Raw genomic sequence first — 18,316 nt, forward strand, 5'->3', positions numbered from 1 at the left:
CTCCTTCAATCGAGGTCGGTGACATCGAGGTAACCGGGCCTGGCCACCACGAACTGGTGGTCCGCAATCGGTTCCCACGACGGATCGTCGTCCAGCGGTTCGGATGCGAGGGTGATCGCGTCTTCGCCTCGTAGCGCGGACAACGAGTGATAGACGGTCGTGGCATAGAGCGTCTGCCCGTCGGAGAGCAGAAGATTCAGCCGCGAACTCGGCGATATGGATTCGACGCGGTTCACCAGGATGCGCAACGCCTTGTCCGGTTCGTGTTCACGAAGAAGGTTCGCCAGGATGACCCACAACGCTGCCGAATCCGTCGGTGCCGGTAGACGCAGAAGGTCCGCCAAAGGGACTTGCTCGGCGAGGTCCGTCATCGCCTCCGGCCAACCGAAGACGACACCGTTGTGACTGAAAGCCCAGGTGCCGTCCGTGAACGGCGCACACGCACTGCGCTCCACCGGCATTCCGACGGTAGCCGAGCGCACCGCCGCAACGATCGCCGTCGACTGTGCGGCGACGAGGACCTCGGCGACAGCTGGGTCCGACCAGATCGGCATCGGATTTCGGTAGCTGCGCACGGTTCCTGCATCCCACCACGCCGCACCGAAGCCGTCGGCATTGATGGTGCCTCCGCCCCGCATGTCTTTGGGCGCCCACGATTGAACACGCAGGGAATTGCTACCCGCCGTCACAGCGTCGGCGACGCTGCGCTGCGGGCCGAGGTAACCGAGATGACGGCACATTCAGCGTGACTCGACATCGCGTGCGCACCGAAAGCCGGCGAAGATCTGCCTACGAATCGGGTGGTCCCAATTCCGGAACGTGCCCCGGCACGCGACCTCGTCGGTGCCGAACGAACCTCCGCGCAACACCTTGTAGTCACCGCGCAGAAAAACCTCGGAATATTCGGCATACGGAAAGGCCTCGAATCCCGGGTAGGGCTCCAGATCCGAGGAGGTCCACTCCCACATGTCACCGATGAGTTGCTGCACACCCTGCGGTGTCGCCCCCGCTGGATAAGCCCCGATGTCGGCCGGTTCCAGGTGCCGCTGACCCAAATTTGCGTGAGCTTCCGTCGGCTCTGCATCTCCCCACGGATACTTGCGGACCGAGCCGGTCGACGAGTCGAAACGCGCCGCCTTCTCCCACTCCGCCTCGGTCGGTAAGCGCTTGCCTGCCCAGCGCGCGTATGCCTCGGCCTCGAAGAAGCCGACGTGAACCACAGGCTGGCTCGGCCGAATCGGGGCCGTGACACCGAATCGGCGACGCCACCACACGCCACCTTCGTCACGCTCCCAGAACAACGGCGCTCGAAGTCCCTCGGTGATCCGGTGCGACCAACCGCGCTCACTCCACAGATCTTCTCGGTCGTAACCACCGTCTTCGATGAAGTCCACATACTGACCGTTGGTGACCGGTGCGACGTCGAGGGCAAATGTGGAAACGAACACCGGGTGCGCAGGCCGTTCGATGTCGAGCGCCCACGGATCGAAGGTGGTGCCCATCGTGAACGGGCCGCCCTCGATCGCGACCTCGCCAACCGCTTCGACGGTCGGGGCGGGAGGCGCGGGCGCCGAGAGGACCGCCGGTCCGAGCCGAAGCTGGTGCGTCGCAAGCATGGTCTCGTCGTGCTGCTGTTCGTGCTGCGCAACCATGCCGAACGCGAATGCATCTTGCTCGAGCCTGCGCCCATCGAGCGGGCTGGACGCGAGAATGTCCCATACCTTCTCCCGCACGGTGCCGACGTAGGCGCGAGCCTCATCCGGTGACAGCAGAGGCAGCGATCGGCGGCTCGAACGCGAGTGCTTGAACGCGTCGTACAGTTCGTCGATGTCCTGGCGCACCGGATCACGGCCGCCGACGTCGCGGACGAGCCACAACTCCTCCTGATTGCCGATGTGCGCGAGGTCCCACACCAGCGGGCTCATCAGTGGGGAGTGCTGCGCGGTCAGCTCTTTCTCGTCGATACTCTCGGTAAGCAGCGCACTACGTGCACGACTACGGGTGAGTACGGCCTCGACTCGATCACGAAGCTGCTCGGTTGTCACGACACCGTCTCCCTGCTCGTGAAATGGCATGCGTTGATCGAACGGGCCACTGCGTCCCCTGGTTCGGGTGACTCACCCCTGCGACATCGCTCCGAGGCCGCCGACAACGAGTCCGCGTGATCACCTCCCGCGCGTGCAGACAACTGCAGCAGCTCGACGGCGGTCTCACGCAGATCGGCATCCGCCAACCCGGACTGTGCGGCATCGATCCATCGGCCTGCAGTCCGGTGGGCGATCGCGGTTGCCGCCTCGGTGACTGCCGGGGTCGACAACAACGATTCGAACGCCGACGCCGGAACCACCCATTGCCCATCGGGTTGAGCGTCGAGGTACCGAATTTCTAGGTGTCCGCAGGCTCGAACGTGCGGAAACAGTGTGCTCAGGTGGTAATCGAGGTCGGCGGTGGTCGGCCGTCGCCCGGCCAGTGCCGCGACATCTCCTGCAAGCCAATCCGCAAACGTCGATCCGAACGGCGCCTCCCAGCTTTCCCCTTCATTGCGAATGCACAGCAATGGGACATCGAGCGCCCATCTCGCGTAGTCCGCAATGGGATCACCGGTGGCGGGAACGTCGGTGCGACTACCGTCGAGTTCGAGCCAGGTGCGCATGCGTTGCGACGCCCAGGTGCCTTCCGGTGCGCCCCGCAGACGAGGCGAGGACGCGAACGCGGCAACGAATGCGGGGCCGATGGCCTCCAACATCTCCCACCGTGCAGCAACCTCGGCACGATCGACCCCAGCGTCGACGCTGACCTGAGCTGCAGCGGTGTTGCACATCATCAGCTTTCCGAACGGGCCGATGGTGGTGAAGCGATTCTCCATTGCGCAGTAGCGCGGCAGGACCAGCACTCTGTGCGCCTCACGCTCGGTGTCTGCGGGCACCGATGCCATATAGATGCCGCCCGCTTCCATGACCGCGGTGACCACACGGGAGTCGGAATCCAACGCGTGCTGCAGTTCGGTCACCGACGCATGCGGCGAGCTGGAAAGTTCGATTTGGCCGCCCGGTTCGATAGTGACGGCACTTCCGCCCGGCAACGTCAGGGCGGGTGAATCAGGTGCGATGCTGCGCGGTGCGTAGTCCCCCAGCGCGTCGGCAAGATGTTCGAGTGACGGTCTGTCTCCGTCCTCGGCGAACGTCAACCATTCCAATTCGGCACCGATGAGCTGCGGCGGACCGAGTTTGAAGCAGACCCGCGATACATAAGCCTCGGCCGCAGGCCGAGAACTCAGCCCGAGCGACTTCTCGTTGGACGACAAAAGTGCCTCCTTGCATGACCCGCACTCGCCTGTACGAATGTGGATCGAACTACCCAGGGGACCGAACTACCCAGGGCCGTGCTGCACGAAACGCGAATGCTGTGGAATCCTGCATCGACAATAACCAGAAGTGCATCACAGCGCACCGACAACTTGTCGTAAAGGAAGGCTCACTTACGGTGATCGATCTCGAGAGAATCCGCCGGGACACCCCTGCCGCAGAGACCGCAATCTTCCTCGACAGCGCTGGGTCCTCGCTGCCTCCGACTCCCGTCGTCGAGACTGCGGTTGCGCACTTGCGTCGAGAAGCCGTCGTCGGGGGCTACCGCGCTGCCATCGAGCGCAAACACGATCTCGCCGCCGTCAAGACTTCGATCGCGACATTGATCGGCGCTCAGGCGTCGGATATTGCGTTGAGCGACAGCGCAACTCGAGCATGGAGCGACTTCTTCTATTCGATTCCGTTGACCGCGGGCGATCGAATTCTGATGTGCGAAGTGGAATATGCGAGCAACGCGATCGCAGCCCTGCAACGCGCGGCGGCGACGGGCGCGCGGGTCGAGATCGTGCCGAGTGATCCGACAGGGCAGATAGATCTCCTCGCGCTGGAAGCAATGCTCGACGAACGGGTCCGAATTGTCTCGCTCGTGCACGCTCCGACCAACGGTGGTCTGATCAATCCGGCACGCGCAGTGGCCGATCTTGCGCATCGATTCGGCGCACTCGTGTTGCTCGACGCGTGCCAATCGGTCGGTCAGATTCGCGTGGACGTCGCCGAGCTCGGAGTGGACGCTCTGAGTGCAACCGGACGAAAATGGCTGCGCGGGCCCCGTGGAACCGGATTCCTGTACCTGTGCCCAGAACTGTCCGCATCACTGGAGCCGCCGGCCCTCGACCTACACAGCGCCCAGTGGATCGGTGAGTCCGAGTACCGACTCGCCCCCGACGTCACTCGATTCGAATTCTGGGAATGCGACGTCGCAGCTCGGTTAGCGCTCGGTACCGCTGTCGACTACCTGCTCGATATCGGCATCGACAACGCAGAAGAAGCGATATCCCAGCGTGCCGAATACCTGCGGACCGCGCTACGGGGTCTCGATGGTGTTTCGGTGCACGATCTGGGCGACCGCAGGAGCGGCATCGTGTCCTTCACAGTCGACGATCTAGCGCCGACCGACGTCCGCGACTTCCTGGCAGCCAAGGGCGTCACGGTCACCGTGAGTCCGCGCAGTTCGACGCTCCTCGACATGACGCATCGGAAACTCGACGCCGTCGTACGGGCGTCACCGCACTATTTCGTCACGTTCGCGCAGCTGGACGAGATGGTCGAGGCACTCCGCACCCGCTGAGTTTCGGATGCACTCGAGGTGTCGGTAGCGCCGTGGTGTAAAGTCTTCCGGGTTGTCTCGGCGAGGGTAGAACCTACACAGGATCTACCGTGATCGACGCGGCTCGGCCCCTGGCCTTGCTCGTACGTGTCAGCCCCGACGAGTCTTATCCGCCACAAGCGATACACCAGGAGCATTCACCACATGTCGAACGAAGCTAACAACCTCAAGGCGATCGTCCGCACCGAATTCGGCAAGGGTGCAGCCCGCCGCGCACGTCGCGACGGCCTTGTTCCTGCCGTTCTGTACGGACACGGAACCGACCCGCAGCACCTTGCACTCGATTCGCGTGCATTCGCTTCCGTTCTCCGTAACCACGGCACCAACGCCGTGCTGACGCTCGACATCGACGGCGCAGAGCAGGTCGCGCTCACCAAGTACATCGTCGTGCACCCGATCCGCCGCAGCATCGAGCACGCCGACCTCCTCGTCCTCAAGAAGGGCGAGCGCGTCTCCGTAGAGGTCAACGTCCTCGTCGAGGGCGACGCCGCCGCAGGCACCCTGGTCTACACCGACTCGACCGTCATCGAAATCGACGCGGACGCACTGTCGATCCCCGAGTCGATCACGGTTTCGGTCGAGGGCCTCGAAGCCGGATCTCAGATCCTCGCAGGCGCCGTCACGCTGCCTGAGAACGTCACCCTGGTGTCCGACGCCGAAATGTTGCTCGTCAATGTCGTCGAGGCTCCGTCCGAGGAGGACCTCGAAGGCGAAGCAGCCGAGGAGACCACTCCGGAAGCAGCCGAGGACAGCTCGGAAGAGTCCGAGAGCTGATCTCAGCCCTTTTACTACCGACGCGCCGCTCCCTGCACTGGGGAGCGGCGCGTTGTTGTTTGTCACCGCAATGGAAGCATGGTCGCCGTGAATGTAGAGCCAGCCCTGATCGTCGGACTCGGGAACCCCGGACCTCAGTACGAGGCGACGCGGCACAACGTAGGTTTCATGGTCGCCGACGTGTTGGCCGCTCGAATCGGTGCCAAGTTCTCTTCTCACAAGAAGTCCAATTCCGAGGTGATTCAGGCGCGACTGAGCGATCGCCCAGTCGTGGTGGCCAAGCCGCGCACGTTCATGAACCTTTCGGGTCAACCGGTGGCCGCACTTGCACGGTTCTTTTCCGTAGATCCGGGCAACATCGTGATCGTGCACGACGAACTGGACATCGAGTTCGGATCGATTCGCCTCAAGCTCGGCGGCGGCGAGGGCGGACACAACGGCCTGCGCTCGATTTCGCAGCAGCTGGGCACCAAGGACTATCTGCGCACGCGCGTCGGGGTCGGCCGACCGCCGGGTCGAATGGATGCTGCCGCGTACGTCCTGAAGCCGTTCTCCTCAGCCGAACGCAAAGATCTCGGCGTGATCTGCGAGGAAGCTGCCGACGCGGCGGAACTACTTTTACGCGTCGGGCTCGAAGCTGCGCAGAACCAGGTTCATCCGCGCTGAAGCTTGCCGCGAAGCTAACACCGTTTTTGTCAACCTTCGCGCCCTGTTCGCATCCGAGCACGTGTGTGCGCTTTACAAAAAGGGTGCGCGCTACCCCAGCAACGCAGCCGAATTTGCCCGACGCAGCTTGCCCGAGGACGTCTTCGGAATCGACCCAGGCCCCAGGACAGCGACCGTGCGTGGCCGTACGCCTACCTCCGAGTGCACGGCATGGACCACTTCGCGTTCGATTCGCTTGACCTCCTCCGGATCCTGAAAATCGTTGGTTTCCACGGCAACTGCGAAACTTTCACGCTTGTCACCGGCGTCGAGACGGATTGCGACGGCGTTGCCCGGGCGCACTCCGCGCACCGACCCTGCGGCACGCTCGATGTCGGTCGGATAGATGTTGCGGCCGCCCATGATGATGACGTCCTTGATGCGCCCGCACACCACGACCAGACCGTCCTCGGTGAAGTAGCCGACGTCACCGGTGTCGAGCCAACCGTCCTGGTCCTGGGTTGCTACCGGGCCGTCGACGGTGATGTATCCGGGGGTCACCGCTTTACCGCGTACTTCGATGATGCCGACACCACGCGGTGTCAGTACCTGCCCTTCCTTGTCCACCACGCGCCCTTCGAGGTTCGGCACCATCTTGCCGAGCGTCGCCAGGGTCCGCACGTTGCCCTTGGTAGCCGGTACTGCCCGCCCCATCGCCTCGAGCAGGTCTGCGTCGACGACGTCGAGCACCTGTCCTTGATATGGGTCCGGGATGGACACGGCCAGAGTCGTTTCCGCCATACCGTAGACAGGGGCAAGGGCCAGCGGATCGAGTTGGTACGGCCTCCCGGCCTCGGCGAGAGCCGTCATCGTGTCCGGGTCTACCGGCTCGGCGCCGTTCCAGGCGTAGCGCAGTGAGCTCAGATCCAGATCGAAATCGTCCTCGGCTTGCCGTAGCCGTCGAGCGAGTAGTGAGTAGGCGAAATTTGGTGCCGCCGTGACAGTTCCGCGGTATTTGTCGATCAGCTTGGCCCACAGCAGTGGTGACCGCAGGAAGTCCAGTGGGGTGATACTTACGACCTCGGCCCCGACCTGCATGGGCACGGTAAGGAACCCGACCATACCCATGTCGTGGAACAGCGGCAGCCAACTGACCATGACGTCTCGGTCGACATCGAACTCGATCCGATCGATCATGGCGTACGCGTTGACGAAAAAGTTCTCGTGGGTGATCTGCACCGCTTTGGGTGACCCCGTGGACCCCGACGTCAACTGTTGGAGAGCGATGTCGGACTCCGAGGTGTCGATCGGGTCGATGGGAGCGCCTCGACGCATGTCTTCGATTTTCAACACGGTGATCCCGCGTTCCTCGAGAATCGGGGCGGCGACATCGAAAGGTGCTCCTAGAACGACTGCCTTGGAGTCGATCATCTTCACCACGGATTCGGTGTCCTGCCCCCACACGGCAAGGTCGGTTCGCGGTGTCGGCTGATGCAGCATCGTGACCGAGCCGCCACGCATCCACGCGGCCTGACAGGCGGGTGCGATGTCCACCGGCTGCCCGGCGAGGACACCGATCGCGTCGCCGTGTCCGATCCCCGCCTCGGCCAGAGCGCCCGCCATCGCGCGCGCGTCCTGGTGGATCTCACCCCAGGACTGACGGAGTGGCTGGTCAGGCTCGCCGGTCACGAGTCCGCGACGACTGGATTGTGCCGTCGCGAACATTTCTTCGGTGAACTTACTCAATGCCATCTCCTCGTCGAGCGAGCGTGGTCGCGGCAGGTGGTGTTCAGGTTATTCAATCCTCGCCCGGAGGTGAACCGTTACCGCCTTTTCGTCCGAGTACCCTGGTACGAGCCCGATGCCGCACAACGTGAGATTGAGGTTCGTTTGAGTACGCCGCCCGATTCGGTAGACGCTCCGGTCGACAAGAGCAGTACCGCCACCGAGTCGACGGCGCAGCCGAAGAACCCGCACAAGGAACTCGTCCACGAGGTCCATCGCAGGCGCACCTTCGCCGTCATCTCCCACCCCGACGCCGGTAAGTCCACGCTGACCGAGGCGCTTGCGCTGCACGCCCGAGTGATCTCGGAAGCGGGCGCCACCCATGGCAAAGCCGGTCGACGAGCCACGGTCTCGGACTGGATGGAGATGGAGAAGGCACGCGGCATCTCGGTGAGTTCGACCGCGCTGCAGTTCAATTACCAGCTCGACCGGAGCGTCGACGAGATAAACGTCATCAACCTCGTCGACACTCCCGGCCACGCCGACTTCTCCGAGGACACCTACCGGGTTCTTACCGCTGTCGATGCGGCAGTCATGCTCATCGATGCAGCCAAGGGCCTGGAACCACAGACGCTCAAGCTCTTTCAGGTGTGCCGCCAGTTCGGCATTCCGGTCATCACCGTCATCAACAAGTGGGACCGGCCGGGCCAGTCACCACTGGAACTCCTCGACGAGATCGAACAGCGCATCGGACTGACACCGACACCGCTGTACTGGCCTGTCGGCATCGCAGGAGACTTCCGTGGTCTGCTCGACGTCAGGGCAGGCAATTACATTCGGTTCACTCGCACCGCTGGTGGCGCCACTATCGCCCCCGAGGAATTGATGGATGCCGACGCTGCCGCTGCGCGCGAGGGCATCGAGTGGGACACGGCGGTCGAAGAGAGCGAACTCCTGGTTGCAAGCGGCCAGGGTCACGATCAGGAAATGTTCCTCGCCGGCCAGACGTCGCCCGTCATTTTCGGTTCGGCGATGCTCAACTTCGGGGTTCGCCAGATCTTGGACACTCTGGTGGCGCTCGCGCCGCAGCCAGGACCGAGGGAAGACATCAAGGGTGTGGCGAGGGAAGTGACCGATCCGTTCAGCGCTGTGGTGTTCAAAGTGCAGGCGGGAATGGATACAGCGCACCGGGACCGATTGGCGTTCATGCGCGTCGTGTCTGGCGTTTTCGAGCGCGGCATGGTCGTGACGCACTCGCAGACCGGTAAGCCGTTCACCACCAAGTACGCCTTGACCGTGTTCGGTCGGGAGCGGACCACGGTCGAGCACGCGTATCCCGGCGACGTCGTGGGACTCGTCAACGCCACCGCTCTCGCACCTGGGCATACCTTGTACACGGAGAAGAAGGTCGAGTACCCGCCGATTCCTTCGTTCGCGCCCGAGCACTTCGCACTGTTGCGCGTGGACAGCGCCGACAAGTACAAGAAGTTCCGTCGCGGCGTGGAGCAGTTGGACTCCGAGGGCGTTGTTCAGGTGTTGCGCAACGATATTCGCGGTGACGCTTCGCCGGTTCTCGCAGCTGTCGGTCCCATGCAGTTCGAGGTGGTCATGGCCCGAATGAAAGCTGAGTTCGGTGTCGATGCTCGTCTGGAATCGCTGGGCTATTCGCTCGCTCGTCGGACCGACACCGAGTCTGCGGTCGAGTTGGGTCGCCAGCGCGGGGTGGAGGTTTTCACGCGGACGGACGGCGTGCTGCTCGCTCTCGTCAGCGACAAGTGGCGTCTGCAGTATCTCCAGAAGGAGATGCCCGAACTGACGTTGGAGCCCCTCGTAGCTGCGGGTGAGTGACCGCAGCGGGAAAATACTCGCAATCGGACCCGCTAAACAGTCATAGTGTTACGCTTCCGAAGTCCGAACGGGCTTCGGGTACGTTTCATACTCGAGTGCGATGCTTTGCACGCCGAGACGTGGCTCGACACAGGTTCTTCACGACGCGAGGTCTTCTATGACGCAGGGTTCCAGCTATCCGCAGGCGGGAATCAAGATCGGCCAAACACCGGCCCACCGGTTGAGTACGCCGACCCCGAAATTGGCCGCGGACATCTTGCCGCCTTGGGCCGAGTCGCAGGCATCGAACAATCCGAAGACCGCCACACCTCCGGCGAAGGATCCCGCCGAGATGGCACCTACTACGTCGGCAAAGCCTGCGATCACGCATGAAGTGGAGCAGTCGGGCATGAAGCAGGAACCCGCAAGCGCCGGCCCCGAGCAGCCGTCCAAAGATTCGAACGAGGTTGAAGTGACTACTAGCGATCAGATCTCCGAGCACGGCCTGCCGACCAACGGCCGATCGAGCACCTACGCAACGAACGGCGCCAGTAGCGTGCCGTCCTCGAGCCCGGCACGCGGCGCAGCACCCGACCGCCGGACCGCGATGGGTGTTGCCTCGGTACGCATAGCGGGCCGACTCACTCAGAACGAGCTGGGCAGCCGCACCGGCGACATCCGTACGCCAGACACCTCGGTCGGCCCCGACGAGCTACTTCAGCTCCTCGGTGAGTACCTCACCTCCGGTGGACTGCAGAACCCTGAGATCCATGTCAGGTCCAATGGGCAGACCATCGTGCTCGATCTGCTCAACCCGGCCAAGGGCTACCGCTGATCTCTCACCGCAAGTGACGGCCTTTCGGCAGGGCTATTCGTGCGCTTCCAGCCGCGACGGCCGTGCATCTTCGGGGATGTCAGCGGCCGCGCACGGGCATTCCTCTGCTGTGAACCATCCTCGGTAGTGGAACAGTCGTCCCAATATCGGGCTGGTGACGTCGATCTGAATGCGATGCCGCTGCTCGCCCTCGTCCCACCACTCGCGCCCGGTCGTCAGGGCAGATGCGAACGCGGGGACACGTAGCCCGCGTATCCGTGGAGCGCCGCTCTCGAGCAGGATTCCACCATCGGCGTCCGCGCTACATCGAGTGTGTACCAGCATGTCCGAGCTGTATCCCAGATAGTCCAGCGCAACATCGTTCCCCTGGGACACAGCCGGTGTGACCATCACCGAGTTCATGCCCTGTGGCTTTCCGACGAAGGCAAACCTGCGCACGAACGACATCGTTTCCCGACCCAGATCGTCGGTGTACGCGTAGTTGGCGACGGTGAAGGGAACGTCGGTTCCTCGACCTCCGGGGAACAAACCCCGCCGGGCCCCGAGCGCCAGAACGGGCCACGGCACCAACGCCGAATGGGTCATCTCTTCCATGACGCCGACGCCGATCTGGCAAAGCCCGTCCGCCGCGGACAGTCCGAAACGCCACTGGACCTTGGGATGTAGATCCTCGAACGAATCACCCATGGCCGTGCGCACCACGGACGTCACTGGTTGGACCCCATCTCAGCGTTCGGCTGGAAGCTCGGTATGAAAAGTGTGGACACGATGTACTCGTAGGTCCTCTCGTATCCGGTGTGCGCGATCCGCCAAACCGTCCTGCTATCGAAAGTACCTACTGCCGTCGTGCCCCGCCATCATGTGCAGGTCACTCGAGCTCGGCGGCCAGCTCCATCCAACGCTCCTCGGCGACGTCCTTGTCCGCCACCACCTGCTTGAGCTCGGTATCCAATGCCACGAGCTTGCTCGGATCGGTGGCCACCTCCGCCAGTTCGGCGTGCAGCTCCGCTTCCCGCTTCGACAAACGAATGACGGACTTCTCCAGTTTGCTGAGCTCCTTACGAGCAGCCCTCTCGGATCCGGCATCACGCACAGCGGTCTTGACGACACCGCCGGTAGTCAGCGAATCCGGTGTGGCCTCAGCCGCCATCACCGCGCGCCGACGCAAGTACTCCTCGATGCCACCGGGAAGGTTGGTGAGCTTGCCATCACCGAACAGCGCCCAGGTCGAGTCACAGATCCGCTCGATGAGGTACCGGTCGTGACTGATGACCACCATGGTCCCGGCCCAGCCGTCGAGCAGGTCCTCGAGCTGTTGCAGTGTGTCGATATCGAGATCGTTGGTGGGCTCGTCGAGCAACAGCACGTTGGGCTCCGCCATCAATACCCGTGTGAGCTGCAACCGTCGACGCTCACCGCCGGACAGATCGCCGACCGGAGTGCGCTGACGGGCCGGGGTGAACCCGAGACGTTCGGCGAGCTGACCCGCCGATACCTCTTTGTCGCCCAATGTAATTCGCTCAGCTACCTCTTTGACCGCGTCGAGAACTCGCAGCTTCTTGGGCAGATCGTCCAATTCCTGCTTGAGCCAACCGATCTTGACGGTCTGACCTTGAATACGTTTGCCAGCGGCGGGTTCCAACTCCCCGGCAAGGGTGCGCAGGAGCGTGGTCTTACCGGAACCGTTGACCCCGACCAGACCCACTCGTTCACCCGGCGCGAGGCGCCAGGTGAAGTCGCGGACCAGCTCACGGCCGTCCGGAGTTTCGAGTCGCGCATCTTCCAGCTCGATGACAACCTTGCCGAGTCGACGCTGCGCGAACGACGCCAAGGCAACGGAGTCACGCGGCGCAGGCACGTCGGCGATGAGCGCTTCGGCCGCTTCGATCCGGTACTTGGGCTTCGACGTCCGGGCCGGTGCACCGCGACGCAGCCACGCCAGCTCTTTGCGCGCAAGGTTTCGGCGACGCTCCTCGGAAGCGTCGGCCTGCCTACTGCGCTCGGCACGGGCGAACACCCAGTCGTTGTAACCGCCCTCGTATGTTTCGACACCACCGCCGACGACCTCCCACGTCTTCGTCGCCACGGTGTCGAGGAACCAACGATCGTGAGTGACGACGACGAGAGCGCTCCGCCGCGACACCAGATGCGCAGCAAGCCACTGCACGCCTTCTACATCGAGATGGTTGGTCGGCTCGTCGAGCACCAACAGGTCGAGATCCTGAACCAGCGCCGCCGCCAGCGCGACTCTTCGGCGCTCACCGCCGGACAGGTTGTCGATGGAAGCGTCGAGCCCCGAGCTACCGATAGGACCGAGGTCTGCAATGCCGATGCCGGTCAGGATGTTTCGTACACGTGAGTCGCCTGCCCACTCGTGCTCGGCCATGCCGAGTGGGTCGAGAACGACCTGCCCGACGGTCGAACCCGGAGGCAGCACGCCGCGCTGGGTGACGACGGCCATCCGCAGTCCACCGACCCGGCTGACCCGCCCCGAGTCGGGCGGCTCGATACCGGCGAGAACCTCGAGCGTGGTGGTCTTACCACCACCGTTGAGGCCGACCATGCCGATGCGTTCGCCCTCCTGCACACCGAGGGACACTCCGTCGAGCAGCGGTTTGACGCCGAAAGACTTGGAGACGTTTTCGAGATTGACGAGATTGACCATCAGGAGAAACCAATCGATTCACTAGTTACCACGCGAGCGCCGGGAACCGGGCCACTCGCGACACGCACGGTGCGGCAGACACCCGCACCGGATAGTTCAGCACTGACCGACACTGCGGTATCAGCATCAGCACACAGAAAAGCGCACGTGGGACCCGACCCCGAGACGATCCCGGCCAAAGCGCCGGCGCTCACCCCTGCGCGCAAGGTGCGGCGCAATTGCGGAAGCAGCGACAGCGCGGCAGCCTGCAGATCGTTACCGAGAAGCGGCGCAAGCGCATTCGCATCGCCGATCGCGAGCGCATGCATCAGAGCCTCGGGCTCACCGACGCGCGGCGGGTTTCCCTTGGCGCGCAGCTCGTCCAACTCCGCGAACACAGCTGGGGTCTGCAGACCGCCCTTGGCCAAGGCGAGTACCCAATGAAATGTGTTGCGCGAGAGGATCGGAAGTAGCTTCTCCCCTCGGCCGGTACCCATCGCAGTTCCGCCGTGCAGAACGAACGGGACATCGCTGCCGAGCTTGGCGGCCAGATCGGTCAACTCCGCTCGGGAAAGGTCCAGATCCCACAGGGCGTTGAGCGCGACGAGCGTCGCCGCTGCGTCCGTGCTCCCCCCAGCCATACCGCCTGCCACCGGGATGCCCTTGTCGATGGTGATCTCGACGCCCGGCTCACGTCCGACGGCGTCGGCAAGAAGCACTGCCGCCTTCCACACCAGATTGCGCTCGTCGGTCGGAACCGACCGCGCATCGTCGCCGCGAACACTCACGCGTAAGGCCCGAGCCGGCACCACCGAGACTTCGTCGGCCAACGACAGCGCCTGAAACACCGTGGTGAGCTCGTGATAGCCATCCTCGCGCAGGTCACCGACCGATAGGTGCAAATTCACCTTGGACGGAGCCCTGACGACTACGGGGCTGGGGACGACTGAGAGCACGAGGGTCAACAGTAGTGGAGAAATCGTGGTACCCCACATTCGTGTGGCCGTCCTAACTCCCCGATCACCCCGACTGCGGACAGCATCGGTCCGCAATTACTGCCATTATCGGGTTATGCGGGAAACCTCGGCACGACTTCTGAAGTTGCTGTCCCTGCTCCAGACACGGCGTGACTGGGCAGGGGCCGACCTCGCGGACCGACTGAACGTCACCCCGCGCACCGTCAGACGCGATGTAGACAAGCTCCGCGAGATCGGATATCCGGTCCACGCCACCGCAGGCGTTGGCGGCGGATATCAGCTGGGTGCGGGCGCCGAAATGCCTCCCCTGCTGCTCGACGACGACGAAGCACTCGCAGTGGCATTCGGACTCCAATCCGCGGCCGGTGGCTCGGTAGCGGGAATCGGGGAGGCGTCGATGCGCGCGTTGACCAAGTTGCGCCAGGTGATGCCGTCGCGCATTCAACACCGACTCGACGCCCTGCGCATCGACGTCGTAGATCGTCCTGCCGCACGATCCGCCGTCGACGCTGCGGTGTTGTCGGCAGTTGCGGGTGTGTGCCATAGCCAAGAACGACTGCGATTCGACTACCGCAGCCACGACGGGACCGAGACCCGGCGCGAGGTGGAGCCCTACAGCCTGGTGCGGGCGGGCTCCCGGTGGTACCTACTCGGCTGGGACCTGAACCGTCAGGACTGGCGATCGTTCCGCGTCGACCGGCTCCAACCGAAGATTCCGACGGGTCCACGCTTCACCCCACGAGAATTACCCGACGGCGGGGCAGCGGCATTCGTCGCGCGGGGAATCGACCGTGCACTCGCTCAGGTGCAGGCACGGATACGGCTGCACTCACCGATCGAGACGATCGCATCGATGGTCGACGCGGAATGGGGCACTCTCGAGTCCGAAAGCGACGAGACCTGCCTCATCGCCTTGGCGGGAGATTCACTGCCCTCGATCGCTCGATGGCTGTCCGCCTTCGACACGGACTTCACGGTCCTCGATCCGCCGCAACTCGCCGACGAGTGCCGAGTGCTCGCGGAGCGACACACAATGCTCAGCCGTCGGTACCGAGCGGGTGCTGACGGGCTCGCTTGAATGAACCACTGAAGTGATCTGATCGTATGAATGGACCAATGAAGCGATTTGGACCGAAGTGATTTGGACCGAAGCGATTTGGACCGAAGCGATCCCGACAGCTCAGGCTTCGGTTGCCGCCAACCGCACGTAGGCAGCGGCGTCGAGAGTTTCACCGCGAGCAGATGGGTCGATCCCGGCCTCCCGTAACCGGCGCTCCGCGATGACGGGCGAGCCGGCCCAACCGCTGAGTGCTGCACGGAGGGTTTTGCGACGTTGCGCGAATGCGGCGTCGATGACGGCGAACACGGCACGTCGATGGGCGTCGTCCATGGACCACGGTGGCTCTGCGTACCGATCGAGCCGCACCAGCCCGGACTCCACTTTCGGCACCGGCCAAAATACCGAGCGCCCGACGGATCCTGCGCGTTTGACGGTTCCGAAGAATCCCGCCTTGACGCTGGGGATGCCGTAGATCTTGTTGCCGGGGTCTGCGGCGAGTCGATCGGCTACTTCTGCCTGGACCATCACCAAAGCGGTGCGGAGCGACGGCAGTTCCGAAAACAGGTGCAGCAGAACCGGAACCGCTACGTTGTAGGGAAGATTCGCGACGAGGGCAGCCGGCTCCCCCGGAATGTCGGCGGCCTTGATTCGTAGCGCGTCGTACTCGACGACGGTGAGACGGTCGGCCAGCGACGGTGCTCGCTCGGCCACTGTCTGCGGCAACCGCGATGCCAACTTGGGATCGATCTCGATGGCAATGACGGCGTCTGCGACGTCGAGCAGGGCCAGCGTCAGTGAGCCCAGACCGGGCCCGACCTCGAGGACGGTATCGCTGCCACAGATGTCGGCTGCGGCCGCGATGCGTCGCACCGTATTGGCGTCGTGCACGAAGTTCTGGCCGAGTTGTTTGGTAGGACGCACGTCCAACTCGGCGGCGAGAGATCGCACCTCCGCAGGCCCTAGCAGCGCCGCGGGTTCCCTCACATGTTCTTGCACTGTGAAAACTCTACGCACCTGTCATCGGTAGCCGAGGCGGGAGGTGCACGCAGGCCACGCTCCCCATCCCTGGGACTTCTGCGTCACCGAAGCGATGGCGATCTGCTCTTCGCGGCTCGCAAGGTCAGCGCGGGGCGCGTACTTGAGGCCGCCCTGGCGCTCCCAGGTGTTTTGATCGAACTGCACTCCACCGAAGAATCCGTTGCCGGTATTGATGGCCCAGTTACCTGTTGCTTCACATTGTGCGAGTGCGTCCCAAGTACTGCCGTTCTCGACGGGCGGGACCTCGGTGCCCGGCTTGGCGCCGACTCGAACTACTTTCGGTTGCGCCGGAACCTTGACGGTCTCGGTTACCTTCTCGCGGCCGACTTCCTTGCCGTTGACGGTGTTGATCGCCCAGGTGATGTCGGAGATTCCGGGTGCGCCGGGATTCTCGAGGACGGTACGGCTCATGTTCATCGTCGGGTCCTCGATGCGCTGCTCGGGTGGCGCTACATCGGCGGTCTCGGACTTGGTCTCGGTTCGATCTCGGGTGACGATGATCGACGCGCCCTCGGTGACGATCTCGTCGGGTGCAGGGACAACTGTGTCGGCTTCTTGGAGTGGCGCGCCTACCTGCTCGAGAAGTTCCCGGACGGTAGGTGCCGCCAGTGTCACCGGTGCGGCCGGAGCAGCTCCGTCGACGAGCGAGACCTGCTTGGGCAGTGCGATTTCCAGCGACGTGCCTTCCAGTGGCAGTCGCTCACCGCGCGAAGCGGAAACGTGCACGTCCTGGGCCAGATCCATCTGTGAAAGGGCTTCGTCGACCGTCAGTGCTGTGGTCCAGACCTCGCGGGGTTGGCCATCCACCGTCACGCTCAGTTCTCGAGCGCGCCGGAGGACGACCGTCTCGCCGTCGGACAGCGACGAGTCGCCGGAAGGCACTACGAGATCCTTGTCGCTCGGTTCGTATCCAGCCGCACCCAACGCACCGTTGACGTCGGACGTCATCGTGCTGAGCGTGATCATCTCGCCATCGACGTCGATTGTCACGGTTTTATGACGAGCGACGGCGGTGGCGCCCCCGACGATCAGCGTCGCCAGCAGCGCGGCGACCACCAGGTAGAAGGTCAAAGACCTGGTGGAGTTAAGGCGGGCAATACTAGACACAAGCGATTCCTGGATTCTGGAGCGTTACCTTCTGTTCGAAACGCCCGGCGGTCGGTCACGGTACGGTAACGAACTGATGGATATCTCGCAACCCCAGCACGCAACCAGTTGCAGAGTGAAGCCGTGTTGTGTCTTCCGTTATTGGCCCGACAGGAGTGAGTACACTCGTTCCGCATTGGCAGTGACGTGGGCGGCAAGATCCCCAGGGTCCTGACCCCGGATCTCCGCGAGCGCCCGGGCGGTGTACGGCAGGCAGTAGGACTCGTTCGGGGCCCCGCGGTACGGATGGGGTGTCAGAAAGGGAGCGTCGGTTTCCACCAGCAACTGCGCATCCGGGATCAGCACGGCTGCTTCCCGTAGAGCGTGAGCGTTCTTGAAACTGACGGTCCCGGACAGGCTCAGTACGTACCCCGCGTCGATGCAGGCCCTCGCCATTTCCGGCCCGGAGGAGAAGCAATGGAATATCACGGTCTCCGGGGCACCTTCGGATTTCAGGACCGCCAGCAAATCGTCGTCGGCCTCACGATTGTGAATCATCAGCGGCTTGCGCAGCCGCTTCGCCAGATCTATGTGCCAGCGAAATCCTTCGTGCTGTTCCTCGACCGTCGCGCACCCGTCGAGTTTGCCGGGCCAGTAGTAGTCCAAGCCTGTCTCCCCCACTGCGACGACCCGAGGATCGGCAGAAAGCTGCTCGATTTCGGTGCGGGTCGTCTCGTCGAGCACGTTGGCTCGCGTCGGATGTATCGCCGTGGCCGCCCACACTCGCCGGTCCCAGTGAGCTGCGTCGACAGCGAAGCGTGCGGCGGCAAGATCGTCGGCAACGGTCACCACGCGAGAAACACCTACGGACTCGGCTCGATCGAGGATGGCAGCCACGCCGGCCGCATCGACGGCACCACATGCGTCCAGGTGGGTATGGGCGTCGACGAGGTGGCCGAGCGGCTCGGGCAATGGTGGTGCGGGACGGTCTTTGCTCACGCCGATAGAGTAGG

At 63.6% G+C, this 18,316-nt stretch carries 16 protein-coding genes; 6 read left to right on the forward strand and 10 right to left on the reverse strand.

Features of this window, described 5'->3' with window-relative positions; all coding sequences use genetic code 11:
* Positions 1 to 5: 5 nt before the first annotated feature.
* The 3 genes from egtC to egtA are packed head-to-tail and all read right to left on the reverse strand — an operon-like array spanning position 6 to position 3,304.
* Positions 6 to 740 (reverse strand): ergothioneine biosynthesis protein EgtC, encoded by a 735-nt coding sequence (egtC, locus tag H2510_RS14710; protein WP_186629043.1) that lies wholly within the window; start codon positions 738 to 740, stop codon positions 6 to 8.
* A complete protein-coding gene (gene egtB, locus H2510_RS14715; RefSeq protein ID WP_186629044.1) occupies positions 741 to 2,075 on the reverse strand; it encodes an ergothioneine biosynthesis protein EgtB in 1,335 nt (444 codons plus the stop codon).
* Positions 2,042 to 3,304 (reverse strand): ergothioneine biosynthesis glutamate--cysteine ligase EgtA, encoded by a 1,263-nt coding sequence (gene egtA / locus H2510_RS14720; protein ID WP_186629045.1) that lies wholly within the window; start codon positions 3,302 to 3,304, stop codon positions 2,042 to 2,044. The genes egtB and egtA overlap by 34 nt, the downstream gene beginning before the upstream one ends.
* Before the next feature lie 179 nt (positions 3,305 to 3,483).
* Here egtA and H2510_RS14725 point away from each other — a divergent pair, with 179 nt between their 5' ends.
* From H2510_RS14725 to pth, 3 genes are all read left to right on the forward strand, one after another.
* Complete coding sequence (locus tag H2510_RS14725; protein WP_186629046.1) at positions 3,484 to 4,653, forward strand: aminotransferase class V-fold PLP-dependent enzyme; 1,170 nt, start codon at positions 3,484 to 3,486, stop codon at positions 4,651 to 4,653.
* A gap of 183 nt (positions 4,654 to 4,836) precedes the next feature.
* Entirely contained in the window at positions 4,837 to 5,466 is a 630-nt protein-coding gene (locus H2510_RS14730; protein ID WP_186629047.1) for a 50S ribosomal protein L25/general stress protein Ctc, read from the forward strand.
* An 87-nt stretch (positions 5,467 to 5,553) separates the two neighbouring features.
* Entirely contained in the window at positions 5,554 to 6,132 is a 579-nt protein-coding gene (gene pth / locus H2510_RS14735; protein WP_186629048.1) for an aminoacyl-tRNA hydrolase, read from the forward strand.
* A gap of 90 nt (positions 6,133 to 6,222) precedes the next feature.
* Here pth and H2510_RS14740 read toward each other — a convergent pair whose 3' ends face one another.
* Entirely contained in the window at positions 6,223 to 7,857 is a 1,635-nt protein-coding gene (locus H2510_RS14740) for a fatty acyl-AMP ligase (RefSeq protein WP_186629268.1), read from the reverse strand.
* A 144-nt stretch (positions 7,858 to 8,001) separates the two neighbouring features.
* Here H2510_RS14740 and H2510_RS14745 point away from each other — a divergent pair, with 144 nt between their 5' ends.
* Positions 8,002 to 9,684, forward strand: a complete 1,683-nt coding sequence (locus H2510_RS14745; RefSeq protein WP_186629049.1) for a peptide chain release factor 3 — start codon at positions 8,002 to 8,004, stop codon at positions 9,682 to 9,684.
* Between the two features lie 157 nt (positions 9,685 to 9,841).
* Positions 9,842 to 10,498, forward strand: a complete 657-nt coding sequence (locus tag H2510_RS14750; protein ID WP_186629050.1) for a hypothetical protein — start codon at positions 9,842 to 9,844, stop codon at positions 10,496 to 10,498.
* 33 nt (positions 10,499 to 10,531) lie between these two features.
* Here H2510_RS14750 and H2510_RS14755 read toward each other — a convergent pair whose 3' ends face one another.
* From H2510_RS14755 to H2510_RS14765, 3 genes are all read right to left on the reverse strand, one after another.
* Positions 10,532 to 11,209, reverse strand: coding sequence for a DUF4166 domain-containing protein (locus H2510_RS14755; RefSeq protein WP_186629051.1), 678 nt, complete (start codon positions 11,207 to 11,209; stop codon positions 10,532 to 10,534).
* A gap of 157 nt (positions 11,210 to 11,366) precedes the next feature.
* On the reverse strand, positions 11,367 to 13,163 hold the full coding sequence (locus tag H2510_RS14760; RefSeq protein WP_186629052.1) for an ABC-F family ATP-binding cassette domain-containing protein: 1,797 nt from the start codon (positions 13,161 to 13,163) through the stop codon (positions 11,367 to 11,369).
* The gene (locus H2510_RS14765; RefSeq protein WP_186629053.1) at positions 13,163 to 14,098 is read right to left on the reverse strand and encodes a 4-(cytidine 5'-diphospho)-2-C-methyl-D-erythritol kinase; all 936 of its coding nucleotides are present in this window, start codon (positions 14,096 to 14,098) and stop codon (positions 13,163 to 13,165) included. The genes H2510_RS14760 and H2510_RS14765 overlap by 1 nt, the downstream gene beginning before the upstream one ends.
* A gap of 115 nt (positions 14,099 to 14,213) precedes the next feature.
* On the opposite strand from H2510_RS14765, the gene H2510_RS14770 reads away from it, so the two are divergent.
* Positions 14,214 to 15,197 (forward strand): YafY family protein, encoded by a 984-nt coding sequence (locus H2510_RS14770; protein WP_186629054.1) that lies wholly within the window; start codon positions 14,214 to 14,216, stop codon positions 15,195 to 15,197.
* A gap of 102 nt (positions 15,198 to 15,299) precedes the next feature.
* Here the strand turns inward: H2510_RS14770 and rsmA are convergent, their stop codons facing one another.
* From rsmA to H2510_RS14785, 3 genes are all read right to left on the reverse strand, one after another.
* A complete protein-coding gene (gene rsmA, locus H2510_RS14775; RefSeq protein WP_084347885.1) occupies positions 15,300 to 16,175 on the reverse strand; it encodes a 16S rRNA (adenine(1518)-N(6)/adenine(1519)-N(6))-dimethyltransferase RsmA in 876 nt (291 codons plus the stop codon).
* A gap of 21 nt (positions 16,176 to 16,196) precedes the next feature.
* On the reverse strand, positions 16,197 to 17,324 hold the full coding sequence (locus tag H2510_RS14780) for a resuscitation-promoting factor (protein WP_186629055.1): 1,128 nt from the start codon (positions 17,322 to 17,324) through the stop codon (positions 16,197 to 16,199).
* Between the two features lie 138 nt (positions 17,325 to 17,462).
* Positions 17,463 to 18,302 carry a TatD family hydrolase gene (locus tag H2510_RS14785; protein WP_186629056.1) on the reverse strand — a complete coding sequence of 280 codons (840 nt, stop codon included), beginning with the start codon at positions 18,300 to 18,302 and terminating at the stop codon, positions 17,463 to 17,465.
* Between the last annotated feature and the right edge of the window lie 14 nt (positions 18,303 to 18,316).

The organism is Rhodococcus sp. BP22, assembly GCF_014281965.1.
GTDB lineage: Bacteria > Actinomycetota > Actinomycetes > Mycobacteriales > Mycobacteriaceae > Rhodococcoides.

Coding starts and splice junctions, on each gene's coding strand:
- egtC (WP_186629043.1), bottom strand. CDS start 740: ATGTGCCGTCATCTCGGTTACCTCGGCCCGCAGCGCAGCGTCGCCGAC.
- egtB (WP_186629044.1), bottom strand. CDS start 2,075: ATGCCATTTCACGAGCAGGGAGACGGTGTCGTGACAACCGAGCAGCTT.
- H2510_RS14730 (WP_186629047.1), top strand. CDS start 4,837: ATGTCGAACGAAGCTAACAACCTCAAGGCGATCGTCCGCACCGAATTC.
- H2510_RS14750 (WP_186629050.1), top strand. CDS start 9,842: ATGACGCAGGGTTCCAGCTATCCGCAGGCGGGAATCAAGATCGGCCAA.
- H2510_RS14760 (WP_186629052.1), bottom strand. CDS start 13,163: ATGGTCAATCTCGTCAATCTCGAAAACGTCTCCAAGTCTTTCGGCGTC.
- H2510_RS14770 (WP_186629054.1), top strand. CDS start 14,214: ATGCGGGAAACCTCGGCACGACTTCTGAAGTTGCTGTCCCTGCTCCAG.